Origin of the sequence: Klebsiella sp. NPDC088457, assembly GCF_044900465.1 — a bacterium.
Classification (GTDB): Bacteria; Pseudomonadota; Gammaproteobacteria; order Enterobacterales; family Enterobacteriaceae; genus Klebsiella.
Window position 1 is genome coordinate 96,531 of sequence record NZ_JBJDNH010000004.1, and the last position, 18,224, is coordinate 114,754.

17 protein-coding genes are annotated in these 18,224 nt (G+C 56.2%); 10 read left to right on the plus strand and 7 right to left on the minus strand.

Going from position 1 to position 18,224, the window contains the following annotated elements; translation table 11 throughout:
* The 4 genes from ACI2JR_RS04370 to yacL all read left to right on the plus strand — a co-directional run.
* A partial coding sequence (locus ACI2JR_RS04370; RefSeq protein WP_462477961.1) for a dihydrolipoyl dehydrogenase family protein occupies positions 1 to 1,082 on the plus strand: 1,082 nt, incomplete at its 5' end.
* Between the two features lie 163 nt (positions 1,083 to 1,245).
* Positions 1,246 to 1,530 (plus strand): hypothetical protein, encoded by a 285-nt coding sequence (locus ACI2JR_RS04375; protein ID WP_462477962.1) that lies wholly within the window; start codon positions 1,246 to 1,248, stop codon positions 1,528 to 1,530.
* 403 nt (positions 1,531 to 1,933) lie between these two features.
* Positions 1,934 to 4,531 carry a bifunctional aconitate hydratase 2/2-methylisocitrate dehydratase gene (gene acnB / locus ACI2JR_RS04380; RefSeq protein ID WP_132729882.1) on the plus strand — a complete coding sequence of 866 codons (2,598 nt, stop codon included), beginning with the start codon at positions 1,934 to 1,936 and terminating at the stop codon, positions 4,529 to 4,531.
* 186 nt (positions 4,532 to 4,717) lie between these two features.
* Positions 4,718 to 5,080 (plus strand): protein YacL, encoded by a 363-nt coding sequence (gene yacL / locus ACI2JR_RS04385; RefSeq protein ID WP_462477963.1) that lies wholly within the window; start codon positions 4,718 to 4,720, stop codon positions 5,078 to 5,080.
* Between the two features lie 31 nt (positions 5,081 to 5,111).
* Here the strand turns inward: yacL and speD are convergent, their stop codons facing one another.
* From speD to ACI2JR_RS04400, 3 genes are all read right to left on the minus strand, one after another.
* Complete coding sequence (gene speD, locus ACI2JR_RS04390) at positions 5,112 to 5,906, minus strand: adenosylmethionine decarboxylase (RefSeq protein ID WP_462477964.1); 795 nt, start codon at positions 5,904 to 5,906, stop codon at positions 5,112 to 5,114.
* A gap of 14 nt (positions 5,907 to 5,920) precedes the next feature.
* Complete coding sequence (speE, locus tag ACI2JR_RS04395; RefSeq protein ID WP_132729876.1) at positions 5,921 to 6,790, minus strand: polyamine aminopropyltransferase; 870 nt, start codon at positions 6,788 to 6,790, stop codon at positions 5,921 to 5,923.
* A gap of 211 nt (positions 6,791 to 7,001) precedes the next feature.
* On the minus strand, positions 7,002 to 7,349 hold the full coding sequence (locus ACI2JR_RS04400; RefSeq protein ID WP_015585138.1) for a YacC family pilotin-like protein: 348 nt from the start codon (positions 7,347 to 7,349) through the stop codon (positions 7,002 to 7,004).
* Positions 7,350 to 7,494: 145 nt separating this feature from the next.
* On the opposite strand from ACI2JR_RS04400, the gene cueO reads away from it, so the two are divergent.
* Positions 7,495 to 9,096, plus strand: a complete 1,602-nt coding sequence (gene cueO / locus ACI2JR_RS04405; protein WP_132729875.1) for a multicopper oxidase CueO — start codon at positions 7,495 to 7,497, stop codon at positions 9,094 to 9,096.
* A 113-nt stretch (positions 9,097 to 9,209) separates the two neighbouring features.
* Here cueO and ACI2JR_RS04410 read toward each other — a convergent pair whose 3' ends face one another.
* Positions 9,210 to 11,600 (minus strand): glucose/quinate/shikimate family membrane-bound PQQ-dependent dehydrogenase, encoded by a 2,391-nt coding sequence (locus ACI2JR_RS04410; protein WP_132729874.1) that lies wholly within the window; start codon positions 11,598 to 11,600, stop codon positions 9,210 to 9,212.
* Positions 11,601 to 11,803: 203 nt separating this feature from the next.
* On the opposite strand from ACI2JR_RS04410, the gene hpt reads away from it, so the two are divergent.
* Positions 11,804 to 12,340, plus strand: a complete 537-nt coding sequence (hpt, locus tag ACI2JR_RS04415) for a hypoxanthine phosphoribosyltransferase (protein ID WP_015585135.1) — start codon at positions 11,804 to 11,806, stop codon at positions 12,338 to 12,340.
* Positions 12,341 to 12,399: 59 nt separating this feature from the next.
* On the opposite strand, the gene can is transcribed toward hpt, so the two are convergent.
* Positions 12,400 to 13,062: a carbonate dehydratase gene (gene can, locus ACI2JR_RS04420; protein WP_132729873.1), complete on the minus strand. Its 663-nt coding sequence runs from the start codon at positions 13,060 to 13,062 to the stop codon at positions 12,400 to 12,402.
* Positions 13,063 to 13,167: 105 nt separating this feature from the next.
* Here can and ACI2JR_RS04425 point away from each other — a divergent pair, with 105 nt between their 5' ends.
* The 4 genes from ACI2JR_RS04425 (at position 13,168) to ACI2JR_RS04440 (ending at position 16,729) form a co-directional block, all read left to right on the plus strand.
* On the plus strand, positions 13,168 to 14,094 hold the full coding sequence (locus ACI2JR_RS04425) for an ABC transporter ATP-binding protein (RefSeq protein ID WP_132729872.1): 927 nt from the start codon (positions 13,168 to 13,170) through the stop codon (positions 14,092 to 14,094).
* The gene (locus ACI2JR_RS04430) at positions 14,091 to 14,861 is read left to right on the plus strand and encodes an ABC transporter permease (RefSeq protein ID WP_132729871.1); all 771 of its coding nucleotides are present in this window, start codon (positions 14,091 to 14,093) and stop codon (positions 14,859 to 14,861) included. The genes ACI2JR_RS04425 and ACI2JR_RS04430 overlap by 4 nt, the downstream gene beginning before the upstream one ends.
* Positions 14,862 to 14,978: 117 nt before the next feature.
* Positions 14,979 to 15,419 (plus strand): PTS sugar transporter subunit IIA, encoded by a 441-nt coding sequence (locus tag ACI2JR_RS04435; protein ID WP_132729870.1) that lies wholly within the window; start codon positions 14,979 to 14,981, stop codon positions 15,417 to 15,419.
* Positions 15,420 to 15,481: 62 nt separating this feature from the next.
* Entirely contained in the window at positions 15,482 to 16,729 is a 1,248-nt protein-coding gene (locus ACI2JR_RS04440) for a polysaccharide deacetylase family protein (RefSeq protein WP_462477965.1), read from the plus strand.
* A 34-nt stretch (positions 16,730 to 16,763) separates the two neighbouring features.
* On the opposite strand, the gene panD is transcribed toward ACI2JR_RS04440, so the two are convergent.
* Both panD and panC read right to left on the minus strand, forming a co-directional pair.
* Complete coding sequence (gene panD, locus ACI2JR_RS04445) at positions 16,764 to 17,144, minus strand: aspartate 1-decarboxylase (protein WP_004858002.1); 381 nt, start codon at positions 17,142 to 17,144, stop codon at positions 16,764 to 16,766.
* 223 nt (positions 17,145 to 17,367) lie between these two features.
* Positions 17,368 to 18,222 (minus strand): pantoate--beta-alanine ligase, encoded by an 855-nt coding sequence (panC, locus tag ACI2JR_RS04450; RefSeq protein ID WP_132729868.1) that lies wholly within the window; start codon positions 18,220 to 18,222, stop codon positions 17,368 to 17,370.
* Positions 18,223 to 18,224: the final 2 nt, after the last annotated feature.

Consider the following 18,224-nt stretch of genomic DNA (forward strand, 5'->3'; position numbering starts at 1 on the left):
GTCTGGGTAAATTCACCGGCGCTAACACCCTGGAAGTGGAAGGCGAAAACGGTAAAACCGTGATCAACTTCGACAATGCGATCATCGCGGCGGGCTCCCGTCCGATTCAACTGCCGTTCATCCCGCACGAAGATCCGCGCGTATGGGACTCCACCGATGCGCTGGAACTGAAATCCGTACCGAAGCGTATGCTGGTAATGGGTGGCGGTATTATCGGTCTGGAAATGGGTACCGTATACCATGCGCTGGGTTCAGAGATTGACGTGGTTGAAATGTTCGACCAGGTTATCCCGGCAGCCGATAAAGACGTGGTTAAAGTCTTCACCAAACGCATCAGCAAGAAATTCAACCTGATGCTGGAAACCAAAGTGACTGCCGTTGAAGCGAAAGAAGACGGTATCTATGTTTCCATGGAAGGCAAAAAAGCGCCGGCTGAAGCGCAGCGTTATGACGCGGTGCTGGTGGCTATCGGTCGCGTACCGAACGGTAAAAACCTCGATGCGGGCAAAGCTGGCGTTGAAGTCGACGAGCGTGGCTTTATCCGCGTTGACAAGCAGCTGCGTACCAACGTTCCGCACATCTTCGCTATCGGCGATATCGTCGGTCAGCCGATGCTGGCGCACAAAGGTGTGCATGAAGGTCACGTTGCCGCAGAAGTTATCTCCGGTCTGAAACACTACTTCGACCCGAAAGTGATCCCGTCAATCGCCTACACTGAGCCAGAAGTTGCCTGGGTTGGCCTGACCGAGAAAGAAGCGAAAGAGAAAGGCATCAGCTACGAAACTGCCACCTTCCCGTGGGCAGCATCTGGCCGTGCTATCGCTTCCGATTGCGCAGACGGTATGACCAAACTGATCTTCGACAAAGAGACCCACCGTGTTATCGGCGGCGCGATTGTCGGCACCAACGGCGGCGAGCTGCTGGGTGAAATCGGTCTGGCTATCGAAATGGGCTGCGACGCAGAAGACATCGCCCTGACCATCCACGCGCACCCGACTCTGCATGAGTCCGTTGGCCTGGCGGCAGAAGTCTTCGAAGGTAGCATCACCGACCTGCCAAACCCGAAAGCGAAGAAAAAGTAAGTTTTTCTTTCCGGCAATAGGGACAAGCGGCTCTGAGAGCCGCTTTTTTTATGCCTGATGTTTAGAACTGTGTCTGCGTTAATAACCTGCTACATGTTATAGATACTTTGACAATAATTGCCTTGTAAACTTATAGCTGGTTAATTATTGGGTGGGGTGGGTTATGAAACGCTTTTTAACAACGACTCTGTTAGCCGCAACGCTGGTATCCGGTATGGCCTACGCTGCGGATCCTTCCATTCCGTGGGCCGCTAACAGCGGTGGAACGGAGAATGCGCATATTGCCGCCATGGGTCAGAACCTGAATACGCAGCATCAGCAAATCAGCAAAACCACGGAAGGCGTATGGGCGGCGAACTCAGGCAGCATCCATGACGATGAAGCCGCATTGAGCAGCAGTAAGCCCGCCTTCAGCGGCTATCCGCAATTGATGCCGCATCAGGGCTAAAATATCGTCAGAATCTCGGGATGCCCGGCGCAGGATGCTGCGCCGGGCATTTTTTATGCCTCACTTCTCTGAGGGGAGCAGCCATCGCATCGTGGAGGCTGGATATCACAGGCAATCACCTCTCTGCGGTAGCATAAATCGCCCGGTTTTGCCGGCATTTTGGACAGTTGCCGCCGGCAGAGTGAAATTTATATAGCGGGAAATGTGCGGAAAGGCTGTAAAATCTTGCCCTTAACGATTCAGCTAAATTTTAATGTTGCTTTTTTGTAAACAGATTAACACCTCGCCAAAATCCTGCTATGCTGCCGACGCGGTATCGGGCATTTACCCTACAAACTGCTGTCTCACAGGAGCGTGAAGAGAACGCCTGCCGCATTTTACAATGAGAGCGAGGAGAACCGTCGTGCTAGAAGAATACCGTAAGCACGTAGCTGAGCGTGCAGCCGTTGGGATTGTTGCCAAACCCTTAGATGCAACCCAAATGGCCGCGCTGGTAGAACTGCTGAAAAACCCGCCTGCGGGTGAAGAAGAATTCCTGTTAGACCTATTAATTAACCGTGTACCGCCGGGCGTCGACGAAGCCGCCTATGTTAAAGCCGGATTCCTTGCCGCTATCGCCAAAGGTGAAGCGACCTCCCCACTGGTAACCCCTGAAAAAGCCGTTGAACTGCTGGGCACCATGCAGGGCGGTTACAACATTCACCCGCTGATTGATGCGCTGGACGATGCCAGACTGGCACCGATTGCGGCGAAGGCGCTCTCCCATACGCTGCTGATGTTCGATAACTTCTACGACGTCGAAGAGAAGGCGAAAGCGGGGAATGAATACGCGAAGCAGGTGATGCAATCCTGGGCGGAAGCCGAGTGGTTCCTGAGCCGTCCGCAGCTGGCGGAAAAAATTACCGTCACCGTTTTCAAAGTCACCGGTGAAACCAACACCGATGATCTCTCTCCGGCACCCGATGCCTGGTCCCGCCCGGATATTCCGCTGCACGCCCTGGCGATGCTGAAAAACGCCCGTGAAGGTATTGAGCCGGATCAGCCGGGTTCAGTTGGCCCGATCAAGCAAATCGAAGCGCTGCAGGCAAAAGGTTTCCCGCTGGCCTACGTCGGTGACGTGGTCGGTACCGGTTCTTCGCGTAAATCCGCGACCAACTCGGTGCTGTGGTTTATGGGCGACGATATCCCGAACGTGCCGAATAAGCGCGGCGGCGGTCTGGTGCTGGGCGGCAAAATCGCGCCGATCTTCTTTAACACCATGGAAGATGCGGGCGCGCTGCCGATCGAAGTTGACGTCAGCAACCTGAACATGGGCGACGTTATCGATGTTTACCCGTTCAAAGGCGAAGTGCGTAACCACGAAACCAATGAACTGCTGGCGACCTTCGAGCTGAAAACCGACGTGCTGATCGACGAAGTGCGCGCCGGTGGCCGTATTCCGCTGATTATCGGCCGTGGCCTGACTACCCGTGCGCGTGATGCGCTGGGCCTGCCGCACAGCGACGTTTTCCGCCACGCGAAAGATGTGGTCGAAAGCGGCCGCGGCTACTCGCTGGCACAGAAAATGGTGGGTCGCGCCTGCGGCGTCGCCGGCGTCCGTCCGGGCGCTTACTGCGAGCCGAAAATGACCTCCGTTGGTTCCCAGGACACCACCGGTCCGATGACCCGTGATGAACTGAAAGACCTGGCGTGCCTCGGCTTCTCCGCCGATCTGGTGATGCAGTCTTTCTGCCACACGGCGGCCTATCCGAAGCCGGTTGACGTCACCACCCACCACACGCTGCCTGACTTCATTATGAACCGCGGCGGCGTTTCGCTGCGTCCGGGCGATGGCGTTATCCACTCGTGGCTGAACCGTATGCTGCTACCGGACACCGTGGGCACCGGCGGCGACTCCCACACCCGTTTCCCGATTGGTATCTCCTTCCCGGCGGGCTCAGGTCTGGTGGCGTTTGCCGCCGCGACCGGCGTGATGCCGCTGGATATGCCGGAATCGGTACTGGTTCGCTTTAAAGGTCAGATGCAGCCGGGGATCACCCTGCGCGATCTGGTCCATGCGATCCCGCTGTATGCGATTAAGCAGGGCCTGCTGACCGTCGAGAAGAAAGGTAAGAAAAACATCTTCTCCGGGCGTATTCTCGAAATTGAAGGCCTGCCGGATCTGAAAGTTGAGCAGGCGTTTGAGTTGACCGATGCTTCCGCAGAGCGTTCCGCCGCCGGCTGTACCATCAAGCTGAATCAGGAGCCGATCGTCGAGTATCTGAACTCCAACATCGTCCTGCTGAAGTGGATGATCGCAGAAGGCTACGGCGATCGTCGTACCCTGGAGCGTCGTATTCAGGGGATGGAGAAATGGCTGGCGGATCCGCAACTGCTGGAAGCCGATGCTGATGCCGAATATGCCGCAGTGATCGACATCGATCTGGCGGAGATCAAAGAGCCGATCCTCTGCGCGCCGAACGATCCGGACGACGCGCGTCTGCTGTCCGACGTGCAGGGCGAGAAAATCGATGAAGTCTTTATCGGTTCTTGCATGACCAACATCGGTCACTTCCGCGCGGCGGGTAAACTGCTGGATAGCCACAAAGGCCAGCTGCCGACCCGTCTGTGGGTGGCTCCGCCAACCCGTATGGACGCGGCGCAGCTGACCGAAGAAGGTTACTACAGCGTGTTTGGTAAGAGCGGCGCGCGTATCGAAATCCCTGGCTGTTCCCTGTGTATGGGTAACCAGGCGCGCGTGGCCGACGGTGCGACGGTGGTATCCACTTCAACCCGTAACTTCCCGAACCGTTTAGGTACTGGCGCGAACGTCTATCTGGCTTCGGCTGAGCTGGCGGCGGTCGCTTCGCTGATCGGCAAACTGCCGACGCCGGAGGAGTATCAGACCTTCGTAGCCCAGGTCGACAAGACCGCGGCGGACACCTATCGTTACCTGAACTTCAACCAGCTGGATCAGTACACTGAGAAAGCTGACGGGGTTATCTTCCAGACGGCGGTGTAAGGTAAAACGTCGGCGCGGCTGACGGATTGCCGGTAAACTTCCTCCATGCCCGGTGAACATTGCATCACCGGGCATTTTTATTTCCGTTCCTTCACCCACTGCGCTTTTTTTCTGCCCTGGTACTGCGATAATTACCCTATGGGTACAATGTAGCGGTGACGCATTGCCCTTGCAGAGGAAGAGACTATGGATTACGAATTTCTGCGCGATATTACCGGAGTGGTAAAGGTGCGGATGTCAATGGGCCACGAGGTGGTGGGGCACTGGTTTAATGAAGAAGTGAAAGAGAACCTGACCCTGCTGGATGAAGTGGAACAGGCTGCGCGTACCGTGAAAGGCAGCGAGCGTTCCTGGCAGCGTGCCGGGCATGAATACACATTATGGCTGGATGGTGAAGAGGTGATGATCCGCGCCAATCAGCTGGATTTTTCCGGCGATGAGATCGAAGAGGGTATGAGCTACTACGACGAAGAAAGCCTCTCTCTGTGCGGCGTCGAGGATTTTTTACAGGTCGTGGCCGCCTACCGCGAGTTTATGCGCCAACGTTAAAACTAGCGGAGCCTCCGTGCTCCGCGATGCATTAAACCGCCGGAATATTTCTGGCGTAGTAAATCTCGCGCATCTCTTTCCAGAGCAGGTCGGTAATGACCTTCCGCTCTTCTTCGGTTAACTCTTCCGGTCGGGTGTGGAACATGTAGTGCTTAAGGTCGAACTCTTTAAGCAACATCTTGGTATGGAAGATATTTTCCTGATAGACGTTCACATCCACCATGTCATACAGCGCCTTGATGTCATCGGACATGAAGTTCTGTATTGAATTAATTTCATGGTCGATAAAGTGCTTCATCCCGTTGATATCGCGGGTGAAACCACGGACGCGATAGTCAATGGTCACAATATCGGATTCCAGCTGGTGGATGAGGTAGTTCAGCGCCTTCAGCGGTGAAATCACTCCACAGGTGGAGACTTCAATATCGGCGCGGAAGGTACACAGCCCGCCCTCGGGGTGGCTTTCCGGGTAGGTATGGACGCAGATATGGCTTTTATCGAGATGGGCGACCACGGCTTCCGGCAGCGGCCCAGGGTGTTCGGTCTGGTCGATAAGCTGCGGGTCAATGGGTTCTTCGCTGACCAGAATGGTGACGCTGGCGCCCTGCGGCTCATAATCCTGGCGGGCGATGTTCAGAATGTTGGCGCCGATAATTGAGCAGGTTTCCGACAAAATCTCGGTCAGACGGTTGGCGTTATAGAGTTCGTCGATATAGGCGATGTAACCATCGCGCTCCTCTGCGGTTTTGGCATAGCAGATATCGTAAATACAAAAACTCAGGCTTTTGGTCAGGTTGTTAAAGCCATGCAGCTTCAATTTTTTCAATTTAGGTCACCCCCTTACTTAAGGTCACTGGCGGACAGCGCGTCCTGCAGATACTGCGGTAGGGCGAAGGCCGCCGTGTGAATGGCCGGATTGTAATAACGGCACTTCAGGTTCGCTTTGTGAAAACGCGCCTGGATAATCTCATTGGACAAATGGCGCAACGCGTCGTTATCGCTGGCCCATGCGAAGGTCATAATCCCGCCATAATAGGTGGGGATCGCCGCCTGGTAGAAGCTGACGTCGCTGAAATAGTGGCTGAGCTTACGGTGGCTATCGATGGCCTCATTCTGCTGCAGGAAGCAGACGCCGTTCTGAGCAACAAAGATTCCGCCTGGGTTCAGGCAGCGTTTACAGCCGGCATAAAAGGCAGACGTGAACAGACTCTCTCCGGGGCCGATGGGATCGGTACAGTCAGAGATGATCACGTCAAACGTTTGCGTCGTCTGGTTAACAAAATTGACGCCATCGTCAATGACCAGGGTAAAACGCGGATCGTCATAGGCGCCCGCATTATGGTTGGGCAGATACTGACGGCAGAACGAGACCACGCCGGCGTCGATTTCGACCATCGTGATAGTTTCGACGCTGCTGTGACGGGAGACTTCACGCAGCATGGCGCCGTCACCACCGCCGATGATCAGCACATGTTTCGCCTCACCGTGGGCCATCAGCGGAACGTGGGTCATCATTTCATGATAGATAAATTCATCGCGCTCGGTGGTTTGTACCACTCCGTCCAGCGCCATGACACGGCCAAAGGCGGCGTTCTCAAAAATGATCAAATCCTGGTGATCGGTCTTCTCGTGATACAGCACATTATCCACTGCCAGATACTGACCAAAATGGTCGTGCAGGGTTTCATGCCACAGATTGCTATCGGCCACAGGCGGATTCCTCCTTTGTTAACATCCGTTACACGCGTAAAAAACGAGCGCAACATCATAGCCAACTATAGATGATGATGCACGGCGGATATTTCAGTCGTTCGTGCAGGGAGAGCCGGATACCGGGAATCGAGCCACGCCGGGGGCTGAAGTATGACCAACCGCCGGCGACGGGCGGCGGGGATGTCATGGCAACGGATTGAAAGACGCGCTATTTAACGTAGGCGAGCAGACTGAGTGAATCGCGGGCCAGGGCCTTACACTTTTTAGTGGTCGGGATTTTGATGCCGCTGAGATCGCGGTAGCTGTCTTCACCGAGCGCTTTCATATTGAAGCTGTCATAGTTGCTCAGGTCCCACTGGTTCTGTTGCGCAAAGAACACCAGCGCGCGGCGAATTTGGGTATTGGGTAGGTTCTGGTAACCGCAGTCGTTTTTCAGAAAGACAAATACCGCCGTTAAATCAGCCATATCTTCCGCTTCGGACTCGCTTAACGCATAGCTATTGGCGGATAGAGCAAGCAGGCTGCCGAGCACTATTGTTCTGAAAAGCGTCTTCATTTTTTTTACCATTGAATCACGGACGCTCAACGTTAGCATACTTCTTTACACTACGCAGAGCTTTATTCTTACTCTTCTGCTTGACCTTCCGCCAGGGGGAAGGTTTAAACTCAAATGTTCACCCGCAGACGAAAAGGATGTGAAAATGCAACGTCGTGAATTCATCAAGTTAACCGCTGCGGCCAGCGTATTTAGCGCTCTGCCGTTGTGGAGCCGTTCGGCTTTTGCCGCCAGTCGTCCGGCACTGCCGGTGCCCGATCTTCTCACCGCCGACGCGCGTAATCGCATCACCTTAACCATCCAGGCCGGGAAGACCCAGTTTGGTCCCCACCAGGCCACCACCTGGGGTTATAACGGAAGTCTGCTGGGCCCCGCCCTGAAGCTCAAAAAAGGGGAGGCGGTGACCGTGGATATCCATAACCGTCTGAGCGAAGAGACCACCGTACACTGGCATGGGTTGGAGGTGCCGGGTGAGGTCGACGGCGGGCCGCAGGGGATCATTGCGCCAGGCGCTTCCCGCAGCGTGAACTTTACCCCCAGCCAGCGGGCCGCCACCTGCTGGTTTCACCCGCATCAACACGGCAAAACCGGTCGTCAGGTGGCCATGGGGCTGGCGGGCCTGGTGCTGATTTCTGACGAGCGGAGCGAACAGCTGCTGCTGCCGAAACAGTGGGGAATCGATGATATACCGGTGATTGTGCAGGATAAGCGTTTCACCGCCGGCGGAGAGATCGACTACCAGCTCGACATCATGAGCGCCGCCGTCGGCTGGTTTGGCGATACGCTGCTGGCGAACGGCGCGCTCTATCCGGAACATGCCGCCCCGCGCGGCTGGCTGCGTTTGCGTTTACTTAACGGCTGCAACGCCCGTTCGCTGAATTTTTCCACCAGCGACAACCGACCGATGTACGTGGTGGCCAGCGACGGCGGCCTGCTTGCCGAACCGGTGAAGGTGAGTGAACTGCCGATGTTAATGGGCGAACGCTTTGAAGTGCTGATCGATACCAGCGACGGCAAAGCTTTCGACCTGATCACCCTGCCGGTGAGCCAGATGGGGATGGCGATTGCGCCGTTTGACCAACCCCAGCCGGTATTACGCATTCAGCCGTTGACCATCCAGGCCTCCGGCAAGCTGCTGGATACCCTGGTCGAGATACCGGCGCTGCCGTCTCTGGACGGGCTGACCCAGCGCACGCTTCAGCTCTCTATGGACCCGATGCTCGATATGATGGGAATGCAGGCTCTGATGCAGAAATACGGTGACCAGGCGATGTCCGGCATGGACCATGGCAGGATGATGAGCGATGGCAAGATGGGCGATATGGGGCAGATGAATCATGGCGAGATGAGTCATATGGATCACGGCGCGATGGGGCAGATGAACCACGGCGCCGCGGGTTTCGATTTCCATAACGCCAACCGGATCAATGGCAAAGCCTTTGATATGAATCTGCCGATGTTCGCTGCGGCAAGAGGGCAATACGAGCGTTGGGTCATCTCCGGCAAAGGCGACATGATGCTACACCCGTTCCATATTCACGGCACCCAGTTCCGCATTCTGTCGGAAAATGGCGCAGCGCCTGCCGCGCATCGTAGCGGATGGAAGGATACCGTGCGGGTCGATGGCGGGGTCAGTGAAGTACTGGTGAAGTTCGAGCATGAGGCAGCGAAAGAGTATGCCTACATGGCGCACTGCCACCTGCTGGAACATGAGGACACCGGGATGATGCTCGGCTTTACGGTTTAATCTGATGCGGCGCAGGAAGGAGACTACGGCGCTTATTTTATTTCGCCTTCCGCAAAAGAAAAGGCCCGGTTCTCACCGGGCCTTTTGTTGTGACTGTCGTTTTACTGCACCGCTTATTTGGCTTCGTCAGGCAGGGCGTAAGCGACAATATAGTCGCCCATTTTGGTGCCAAACGAACCGTGACCGCCGGCGGCGATGACAACATACTGTTTGCCATTCACTTCATAGGTCATCGGCGTTGCCTGGCCGCCCGCTGGCAGGCGGGCCTGCCACAGTTTTTCACCGTTGCTCATATTGTAAGCGCGCAGGTAGTTATCGGCGGTGGCGCCAATGAACAGCACGTTACCCGCGGTGGAGATCGGGCCACCCAGCATCGGCATACCAAGGTTAAACGGCAGCTGGACAGGCATCGGGAACGGCAGGCTATCCTGCGGCGTACCGATACGTTTTTTCCACACGACTTCGTTGGTTTTCAGATCCAGCGCGGAGATGTAACCCCAGGCTGGCTGTTTGCACGGCAGACCAAACGGCGACAGGAAGGCGTTGAGGGTCACGCCGAACGGTACGCCATACTGCGGCTGGATGCCGGATTCGGTACCGGAACCTTTCGCATCTTTCGGCGGTTCCATCGGGTTGCCCGGGCCGCGCGGGATCAGTTTGGAGACAAACGGCAGCGCCATCGGGTTGGCAATCGCCACCTGACGGTTCGGGTCGACGGAAATACCGCCCCACTCAAACATCCCCAGGTTACCCGGGAAGACCAGGGTGCCCTGTTCTGACGGCGGAGTGAAGATGCCTTCATAACGCAACTGATGGAAGATCACGCGGCACACCAGCTGATCGAACATCGTGGCGCCCCACATATCGGCGCCGGTCAGATCTTTCTTCGGACGGAAGCTCAGGTCGGAGAACGGCTGAGTTTTGGCGACGTAATCGCCTTTCGCTGCGCCCTGCGGAACCGGTTTTTCCGGCGCCGGAACCACCAGCTCGCCGTTACGACGATCGAGGACGAAGATATTCCCGGTTTTCGCCGGCGCGTAGATGACCGGCACGGTTTTACCGTTGACCTCGATATCCGCCAGCGTCGGCTGAGACGGCATATCCATGTCCCACAGATCGTGGTGAACGGTCTGATAGCTCCATGCCAGTTTACCGGTGGTGGCGTTCAGCGCCACGATCGAGCTGGCGTAGCGTTCCTGTTCCGGCGTGCGGTTGCCGCCCCAGATATCCGGAGTGGTCACGCCCATCGGCAGGTACACCAGGTCCAGCTTCGCATCATAGGCCGCCGGCGCCCAGGAGTTAGGCGAGTTCAGCGTGAAGTGATGTTCATCGCCCGGAATGGCGTTAGGATCTTTCGCGCCCGGATCGAACACCCACAGCAGTTTACCGGTGTTGACATCGAAGCCACGAATGACGCCTGACGGCTCGCGGGTAGAGAAGTTATCGGTGACCGCACCGGCGATGATAATGGTGGTGTCGGTAATAATCGGCGGCGATGTCGGTTCATACATCCCCGGCGTGGTAACCGGCATGTTGGTCTGCAGATTGAGAATACCTTTGTTGGCAAAGGATTCGCACAACTGACCGTTGTCGGCGTTAATGGCGAACAGGCGACCATCGTTGACCGGCAGAATAATCCGGCGCGGGCAGTTGGCGACAACGTCAGCCGGCGCGTTATCCGCTTTCGCTTCGTGATAAGAGACGCCACGGCAGGTCACGTGCTGGAAGGACGGATCCGCATTCAGCTGTGGATCAAAGTGCCATTTCTCTTTCCCGGTGGCCGCATCAAGCGCGAACAGACGCTGGTGAGCGGTACACAGGTACAGCATATTGCCGACTTTAATCGGCGTCACTTCGTTGGTGATTTCACCCGGATCGTTCGGCTGCTTCAGGTCGCCGGTACGGAATACCCACGCTTCCTTCAGGTTTTTCACGTTATCGGCGTTGATTTGCTTTAGCGGCGAGTAACGTTGTCCTTCCTGGTTACGGCCGTATGCCGGCCAGTCGCCATCGGCTACGGCAGAAATCGGTGCCGCCGGCGTCGCATCGGCGCTCAGGGTGCCGTTGACTTCCTGCGGATCGTTAAAGCCAGCCCAGGTCAGGATACCGCCGCTGATCAGCAGCGCCACAACCAGCCCGGCTACCGCGCCGCCCGATGGGATCGGCAGGCGTCGCCAGACAAAGGGCAGGATCAGCCAGATGCCGAAGAACACCAGGATATCGCTACGCGGGGTCAGCGCCCAGAAGTCAAAGCCGACTTCCCAGACGCCCCAGATCATGGTGGCGAGCAGCAGTGCGGCGTAGAGCCACAGCGCTGAACGTTTGCCGCGCCACAACATCACGGTGACGCCCAGCATCACCAGGCCTGCGATAGGGTAGTACCAGGAGCCGCCAATCGCGACCAGCCATACCCCGCCAATGAGAAGATACAGGCCGCAGAACGCCGCAAAGAGAGCTGTCAGCGTCACGAGAAGCCGTGATTGTTGAGATTTTGTTTCTGCCATAGAAAGACACTCGGTTGTTTGTTAATTTTTGAAATGCAATTAATTATAGGATTTAACAAGTGTGATCGGAATCACAAAATGGGCTTTATTATTCCCTGCATCGTATATTTCTTTTTACTGGTATACTGGTTAGCTTGCTGGTCAACGTCGGTGCGATGGCAGAGATGTTGATGATTTATATTAAGAATCAAGTGGTTAGTTTAATGAAACATACTGTAGAAGTGATGATCCCGGAAGCCGAGATCAAAGCGCGTATCGCCGAACTGGGTCGTCAAATCAACGAATGCTACAAAGACAGCGGCAGCGAGATGGTGCTGGTCGGGCTGCTGCGCGGTTCATTTATGTTTATGGCCGATCTGTGCCGTGAAGTCCAGGTGCCGCATGAAGTCGATTTTATGACCGCCTCCAGCTACGGCAGCGGCATGTCGACCACCCGCGATGTTAAAATCCTCAAAGACCTGGACGAAGACATCCGCGGTAAAGATGTATTGATTGTGGAAGACATTATCGATTCCGGCAACACGCTGTCGAAAGTGCGCGAGATCCTCAGCCTGCGTGAACCCAAATCACTGGCTATCTGTACGCTGCTGGATAAGCCGAGCCGCCGTGAAGTGAACGTGCCGGTGGAATTTGTCGGCTTTGCGATCCCGGATGAGTTCGTGGTGGGCTACGGTATTGACTACGCTCAGCGCTATCGCCATTTGCCATACGTCGGCAAAGTGGTTCTGCTGGACGAGTAAGGTTGACCTGGCCCCGGAGCAGGCGTCATCTCTGCTGCGGGGCACAGAATGCAGGTGGGTTACTTATGGTTGACGTGCTTGCTCTTGAGGTTGGAAATTCCCTGGCGGTAGCGCTGCTCCAGGGTTTCGCGGCTGACGGCGGTCACATCGAGATCGCGTAACAGACCGTCGTGAATACCATAGGCCCAACCGTGGATCGTCACTTTCTGACCACGCTTCCACGCCGACTGCATAATAGTCGAGTGCCCCAGGTTATAGACCTGCTCCATCACATTCAGCTCACATAAGGTATCAAGCCGACGCTCTTCGGGCATTTCGCCCAGCAGCGAGCTGTGTTTGAACCAGATGTCGCGAATATGCAGCAGCCAGTTGTCGATAAGCCCCAGCTCGGTGTTCTCCACCGCGGCCTGCACGCCGCCGCAGCCATAGTGGCCGCAGATGATGATATGCTCAACTTCCAGCACATCAACGGCATACTGCACCACGGACAGGCAGTTGAGGTCGGTATGGATCACCAGGTTTGCGACGTTGCGATGGACAAACAGTTCGCCGGGCTCAAGGCCGGTTAACCGTTCAGCGGGAACGCGGCTGTCAGAACATCCAATCCAGAGAAAGCGGGGTTTCTGCGCTTGTGACAATGTTGCGAAAAAGCCGGGGTCTTCTTCCACCAGCATTTTTGACCATAGTGCATTGTTGCTGATGAGTGTATCTATATCATTCATGGAAGTTCACGGCCTATAACCAGGTAAGTGCGTTGGGCTAATATAGGGTAACCTCACTTTTTTTAAAACAACCCATCGCGTGTCAGACACGAGAAGAGATATTTAATGACCATTGCTCTTGAACTAAAAAAGCTCACCAAGACCTACCCCGGCGGGGTTCAGGCGCTGCGGGGGATCGATCTGCAGGTGCAGGCGGGGGACTTTTATGCGTTGCTTGGCCCGAATGGCGCGGGGAAATCTACCACCATCGGTATTATCAGCTCGCTGGTGAATAAAACCTCCGGCGAGGTCAACGTCTTTGGCTATGACCTGCAAAAGGACGTGGTGAACGCCAAGCGCCAGCTCGGTCTGGTGCCGCAGGAGTTCAACTTTAACCCGTTTGAAACCGTTCAGCAGATCGTCGTTCACCAGGCCGGCTACTACGGCGTGGAGCATAAAGAAGCGCTCCTGCGCAGCGAAAAGTACTTAAAACAGCTCGACCTGTGGGAAAAGCGCAACGAGCGCGCGCGGATGCTCTCCGGCGGGATGAAGCGCCGTCTGATGATTGCCCGGGCGCTGATGCATGAACCAAAACTGCTGATTCTCGATGAGCCGACCGCGGGCGTTGATATCGAGCTTCGCCGCTCAATGTGGGGGTTTCTCAAGGATCTGAACGATAAAGGCACCACCATCATTCTGACCACCCACTATCTGGAAGAGGCGGAAATGCTGTGCCGCAACATCGGGATTATTCAGCGCGGGGAGCTGGTGGAAAACACCTCGATGAAAGCGCTGCTCTCCAAGCTGAAATCAGAAACCTTTATCCTCGATCTGGCGCCGAAAAGCCCGCTGCCGACGCTGGAGGGCTACCAGTATCGTCTGGTGGATACCTCCACGCTGGAAGTGGAAGTGCTGCGCGAGCAGGGGATTAACAGCGTCTTCGCGCAGCTGAGCGCCCAGGGCGTTCAGGTTTTAAGTATGCGTAACAAAGCCAACCGTCTGGAAGAGCTGTTTGTCACGCTGGTGCATGACAAGAAAGGAGAATCAGCATGATGCAGCTTTACTGGGTCGCGCTGAAAAGCATCTGGACCAAAGAAATTCATCGCTTTATGCGCATCTGGATCCAGACGCTGGTACCGCCGGTGATCACCATGACCCTCTACTTTGTCATTTTTGGCAATTTGATCGGCTCGCGGATCGGGGAAATGCATGGCTTTACCTATATGCAGTTTATCGTGCCGGGTTTGATTATGATGGCGGTGATTACCAACGCCTATGCCAACGTGGCCTCCTCTTTCTTCAGCGCGAAATTCCAGCGCAACATTGAAGAGCTGCTGGTCGCCCCGGTGCCGACCCATGTCGTCATCGCCGGCTATGTCGGCGGCGGGGTGGCGCGTGGGCTGTGCGTGGGGATTCTGGTCACCGCGATCTCGCTGTTCTTCGTCCCGTTCCAGGTACACTCCTGGCTGTTCGTCGGGCTGACGCTGGTGCTGACCGCCGTGCTCTTTTCGCTGGCGGGCCTGCTGAACGCGGTATTTGCCAAAACCTTTGACGATATCAGCCTGATCCCGACCTTCGTGCTGACGCCGCTGACCTACCTCGGCGGGGTATTTTACTCCCTGACTCTGCTGCCGCCGTTCTGGCAGGCGCTGTCGCACCTGAACCCGATCGTCTACATGATCAGCGGCTTCCGCTACGGTTTCCTCGGTATCAATGATGTTCCGCTGATTACGACTTTCGGCGTGCTGGTGGTGTTTATCGTCGCCTTCTACATTTTGTGCTGGTACCTGATCCAGCGTGGCCGCGGTCTGCGCAGCTAAGCAGGCGATGGCGCTTCGCGGGCGGTTGACGCGAAGCGCTATCCGCTAATCTTGACTGCCATCACCCCTCTGCGATATCCCCTTTGTTACAGTATCCTCCTGCTAAGGAGGCTGGCGATGTTAGGTTGGGTGATTACCTGTCATGACGAAACGGCGCAGGAGCTGCTGGATAGTCTGGAAAAAAAGTTTGGTCCGCTGGAACAATGCCGGGCGGTTAATTACTGGCGCAATATGAGCAGTAACATGCTGAGCCGGATGATGTGCGACGCCCTGCACGCCGCGGACAGCGGCGACGGCGTCATTTTTCTGACGGATAAAACCGGCGCGGCGCCGTATCGCGTGGCGGCGCTGATGAGCCATAAGCATACCCACTGCGAAGTGATCTCCGGGATCAGCTATGGCTTGCTGGAGCAGATGTATCTGCTGCGCCACACCCTGAGCAGCGCCGCGTTCCGCGAAACGATCGTCAGCGCCGGCGGCCCGGTGGTCAGCAGCCTCTGGCACCAGCAGCAAAAAAATCCGCCTTTCCGCCTGCGGCATGACGCGTTTGGCAATTAAGCATTGGTATTGATGCCGCTTTTGTTACAATGGCGGCTGTTTTCCCTACCGGTCCGACGTGCATGTTTGCCCGAATTGTTGCTCTGTTCCTGCTGCTGACGTCAGTCGGCGTCTCCGCCAGCCTGTTAAGCCAGCAGGGTCTTCCCGCCCGCTATATGCAGACTACCGAAGATGCGGTGATTTGGGCGCAGGTGGGAAATGAGGTGATGAGCGTCGGTAACGTGCGGGCCGGGCAAATTATCGCCGTGGTGCCGACGGCCGCGGATTATTATGAATTCAGCTTCGGTTTCGGCACCGGCTTTATCGACAAGGGGCATCTTGAACCGGTCCAGGGCAAGCAGCGGGTTGAGGACAACCTTGGCGATTTGCATAAGCCGCTGAGTAACCAGAATTTGCTCACCTGGAAAGATACGCCGGTCTATGATGCGCCATCCGCCGGGAGTGCGCCATTTGGCACGCTGGCGAATAATTTACGTTATCCGATTATCAGCAAGCTGAAAGACCGTCTCAACCAGACCTGGTTTCAAATTCGCATCGGTAACCGTCTGGCGTGGATCAGCAGCCTTGACGCCCAGGAAGACCACGGTATCCCGGTGCTGACCTACCACCATATTCTGCGCGACGAAGAGAACACCCGCTTTCGCCATACCTCCACCACGACTTCGGTACGCGCCTTCAGCAACCAGATGACCTGGCTGCGCGATCGGGGTTACACCACGCTGAATATGTACCAGCTGGAAGGTTACCTGCGCAATAAAATCAACCTACCGGCCCGCTCGGTGGTGATTACCTTCGACGATGGCCTGAAGTCGGTCAACCGCTACGCCTGGCCGCTACTCAAGCAGTATGGCTTTCACGCCACGGCGTTTATTATCTCGTCGCGTATCAAGCGCCATCCGCAGAAGTGGGACCCGAAATCGCTGCAGTTTATGAGCATTTCCGAGTTAAAGCAGATTCAGGAGGTCTTTGACGTCCAGTCCCATACGCACTTTCTGCATCGGGTCGACGGCATGCGTCATCCGATTCTGTTGAGCCGCAGTTACCATAATATCCTGTTTGATTTTGAGCATTCGCGCCGCGCGCTGTCGCAGTTCAATCCGCACGTGCTCTATCTCTCCTATCCTTTTGGCGGTTACAACGCGACGGCGGTTAAAGCGGCGAACGACGCTGGTTTTCATATGGCGGTGACCACGGTGAGAGGCAAGGTGAAACCGGGGGATAATCCGTTTTTACTGAAAAGGCTCTATATTCTGCGGACGGATTCGCTGGAGACAATGTCGCGGCTGATCAGCAACCAGCCGCAGGGATAAACGGTGCCCCGACTGAGCGGCGCACCGTCAGCTATCAGGCGACCTGGACCGGAATGGCTTTTGCCTGGCGCTTCATTTCGTTATCGCCTTCAAAATAGGCAACTTTTGGCTGCCAGCGGCGCGCTTCTTCATCAGGCATGGTGACGAAGCTGGCGATAATCAGAATGTCGCCGACGCTCGCACAGTGCGCGGCCGCGCCGTTCACCGAAATGATGCGGGAACCGCGCTCTGCGGCAATGGCATAGGTGGAGAAGCGGTTACCGTTGGTCACGTTCCAGATGTGAATGGCCTCATTTTCCAGAATGCCGGACGCATCGAGGAAATCCTGGTCAATGGCGCAGGAGCCTTCATAGTGCAGGTCGGCCTGCGTGACTTTAACGCGGTGGAGTTTGCCCTGCAGCATATTACGAATCATGATGTCTACCTTTATTCCCGCCGTACTCCAGGCTGCACGTCTGTTGACGGCTGAGAGAACCGGCTCATCCCTGCGCCTCGCCCTGAGGGACGGTGGTGATTCTCCAGCTTACCGTCTTCCGGCAACCCGGTCTGGCCCGGGTATATACCTTAACGATACGAAGCGGACGTGGTATCCGCTTTGCGTAAATGCCTGGCAATAGTGCCAGATTTTTAACCTTTGTCTACCGGCTCAGCTCGACGATTTGGTTATCGATCAAACGCGCCTGGCCCAGCCATGCCGCCATCAGAATTACCGCCCGTTGACTGCTTTCCGTGAGTTCCAGCAGCGTATCGGCATCACGGATCTGGATATCATCCGCGCGGAAGCCTTTCTCATTCAGCTCCTGCCCGGCGAGGGTAATGATCTCCTCCAGGTTACGTTCACCTGCGCTCAGCTTCGCGGCCGCGGCGCTCAGTACCTTGTGCAGGCCTGGCGCGATTTTACGCTGGTCCGCGGTGAGGTAGCCGTTGCGTGAGCTGAGGGCTAAACCGTCTTTGGCGCGGATAATCGGCACGCCGACGATCTCGATGTCATAGCCCATGTCGGCGACCATCTTGCGGATCAGCGCCAGCTGCTGGAAATCCTTCTCGCCAAAGCAGGCGACGTCCGGCTGGACCAGGTTAAACAGCTTGCTGACGATGGTCGACACGCCGCGGAAGTGGCCCGGGCGGCTGGCGCCTTCCAGCATGGTCGACAGGCCCGGCACCTCGACATAGGTCTGGCCTTCGGTACCGTGCGGATAGATTTCAGCCGACGCCGGGGCGAAAACAAAGTCCACCTTACGTTTGTTCAGCTTTTCGCAATCATCCTGCAGCGTACGCGGATAGCGCGACAGATCGTCGGGGCGGTCAAACTGCATCGGGTTGACGAAAATAGTGACCACCACGACATCTGCGCTGGCTTTGGCTTCGTCCACCAGCTTCATATGACCGTCGTGCAGGTTGCCCATGGTGGGCACCAGCGCGATACGCTTGCCTTCCTGACGTAAGCGACGGATATGCTGGCGCAGCAGCGGCAGGGATTCAATAATCAGCACAA

Bases quoted from the DNA above. Each gene is read 5' to 3' on its own strand.
- ACI2JR_RS04375 (WP_462477962.1), top strand. From the start codon at position 1,246: ATGAAACGCTTTTTAACAACGACTCTGTTAGCCGCAACGCTGGTATCC.
- yacL (WP_462477963.1), top strand. From the start codon at position 4,718: ATGGATTACGAATTTCTGCGCGATATTACCGGAGTGGTAAAGGTGCGG.
- ACI2JR_RS04400 (WP_015585138.1), bottom strand. From the start codon at position 7,349: ATGAAGACGCTTTTCAGAACAATAGTGCTCGGCAGCCTGCTTGCTCTA.
- cueO (WP_132729875.1), top strand. From the start codon at position 7,495: ATGCAACGTCGTGAATTCATCAAGTTAACCGCTGCGGCCAGCGTATTT.
- ACI2JR_RS04410 (WP_132729874.1), bottom strand. From the start codon at position 11,600: ATGGCAGAAACAAAATCTCAACAATCACGGCTTCTCGTGACGCTGACA.
- hpt (WP_015585135.1), top strand. From the start codon at position 11,804: ATGAAACATACTGTAGAAGTGATGATCCCGGAAGCCGAGATCAAAGCG.
- can (WP_132729873.1), bottom strand. From the start codon at position 13,062: ATGAATGATATAGATACACTCATCAGCAACAATGCACTATGGTCAAAA.
- ACI2JR_RS04425 (WP_132729872.1), top strand. From the start codon at position 13,168: ATGACCATTGCTCTTGAACTAAAAAAGCTCACCAAGACCTACCCCGGC.
- ACI2JR_RS04430 (WP_132729871.1), top strand. From the start codon at position 14,091: ATGATGCAGCTTTACTGGGTCGCGCTGAAAAGCATCTGGACCAAAGAA.
- ACI2JR_RS04435 (WP_132729870.1), top strand. From the start codon at position 14,979: ATGTTAGGTTGGGTGATTACCTGTCATGACGAAACGGCGCAGGAGCTG.
- ACI2JR_RS04440 (WP_462477965.1), top strand. From the start codon at position 15,482: ATGTTTGCCCGAATTGTTGCTCTGTTCCTGCTGCTGACGTCAGTCGGC.
- panD (WP_004858002.1), bottom strand. From the start codon at position 17,144: ATGATTCGTAATATGCTGCAGGGCAAACTCCACCGCGTTAAAGTCACG.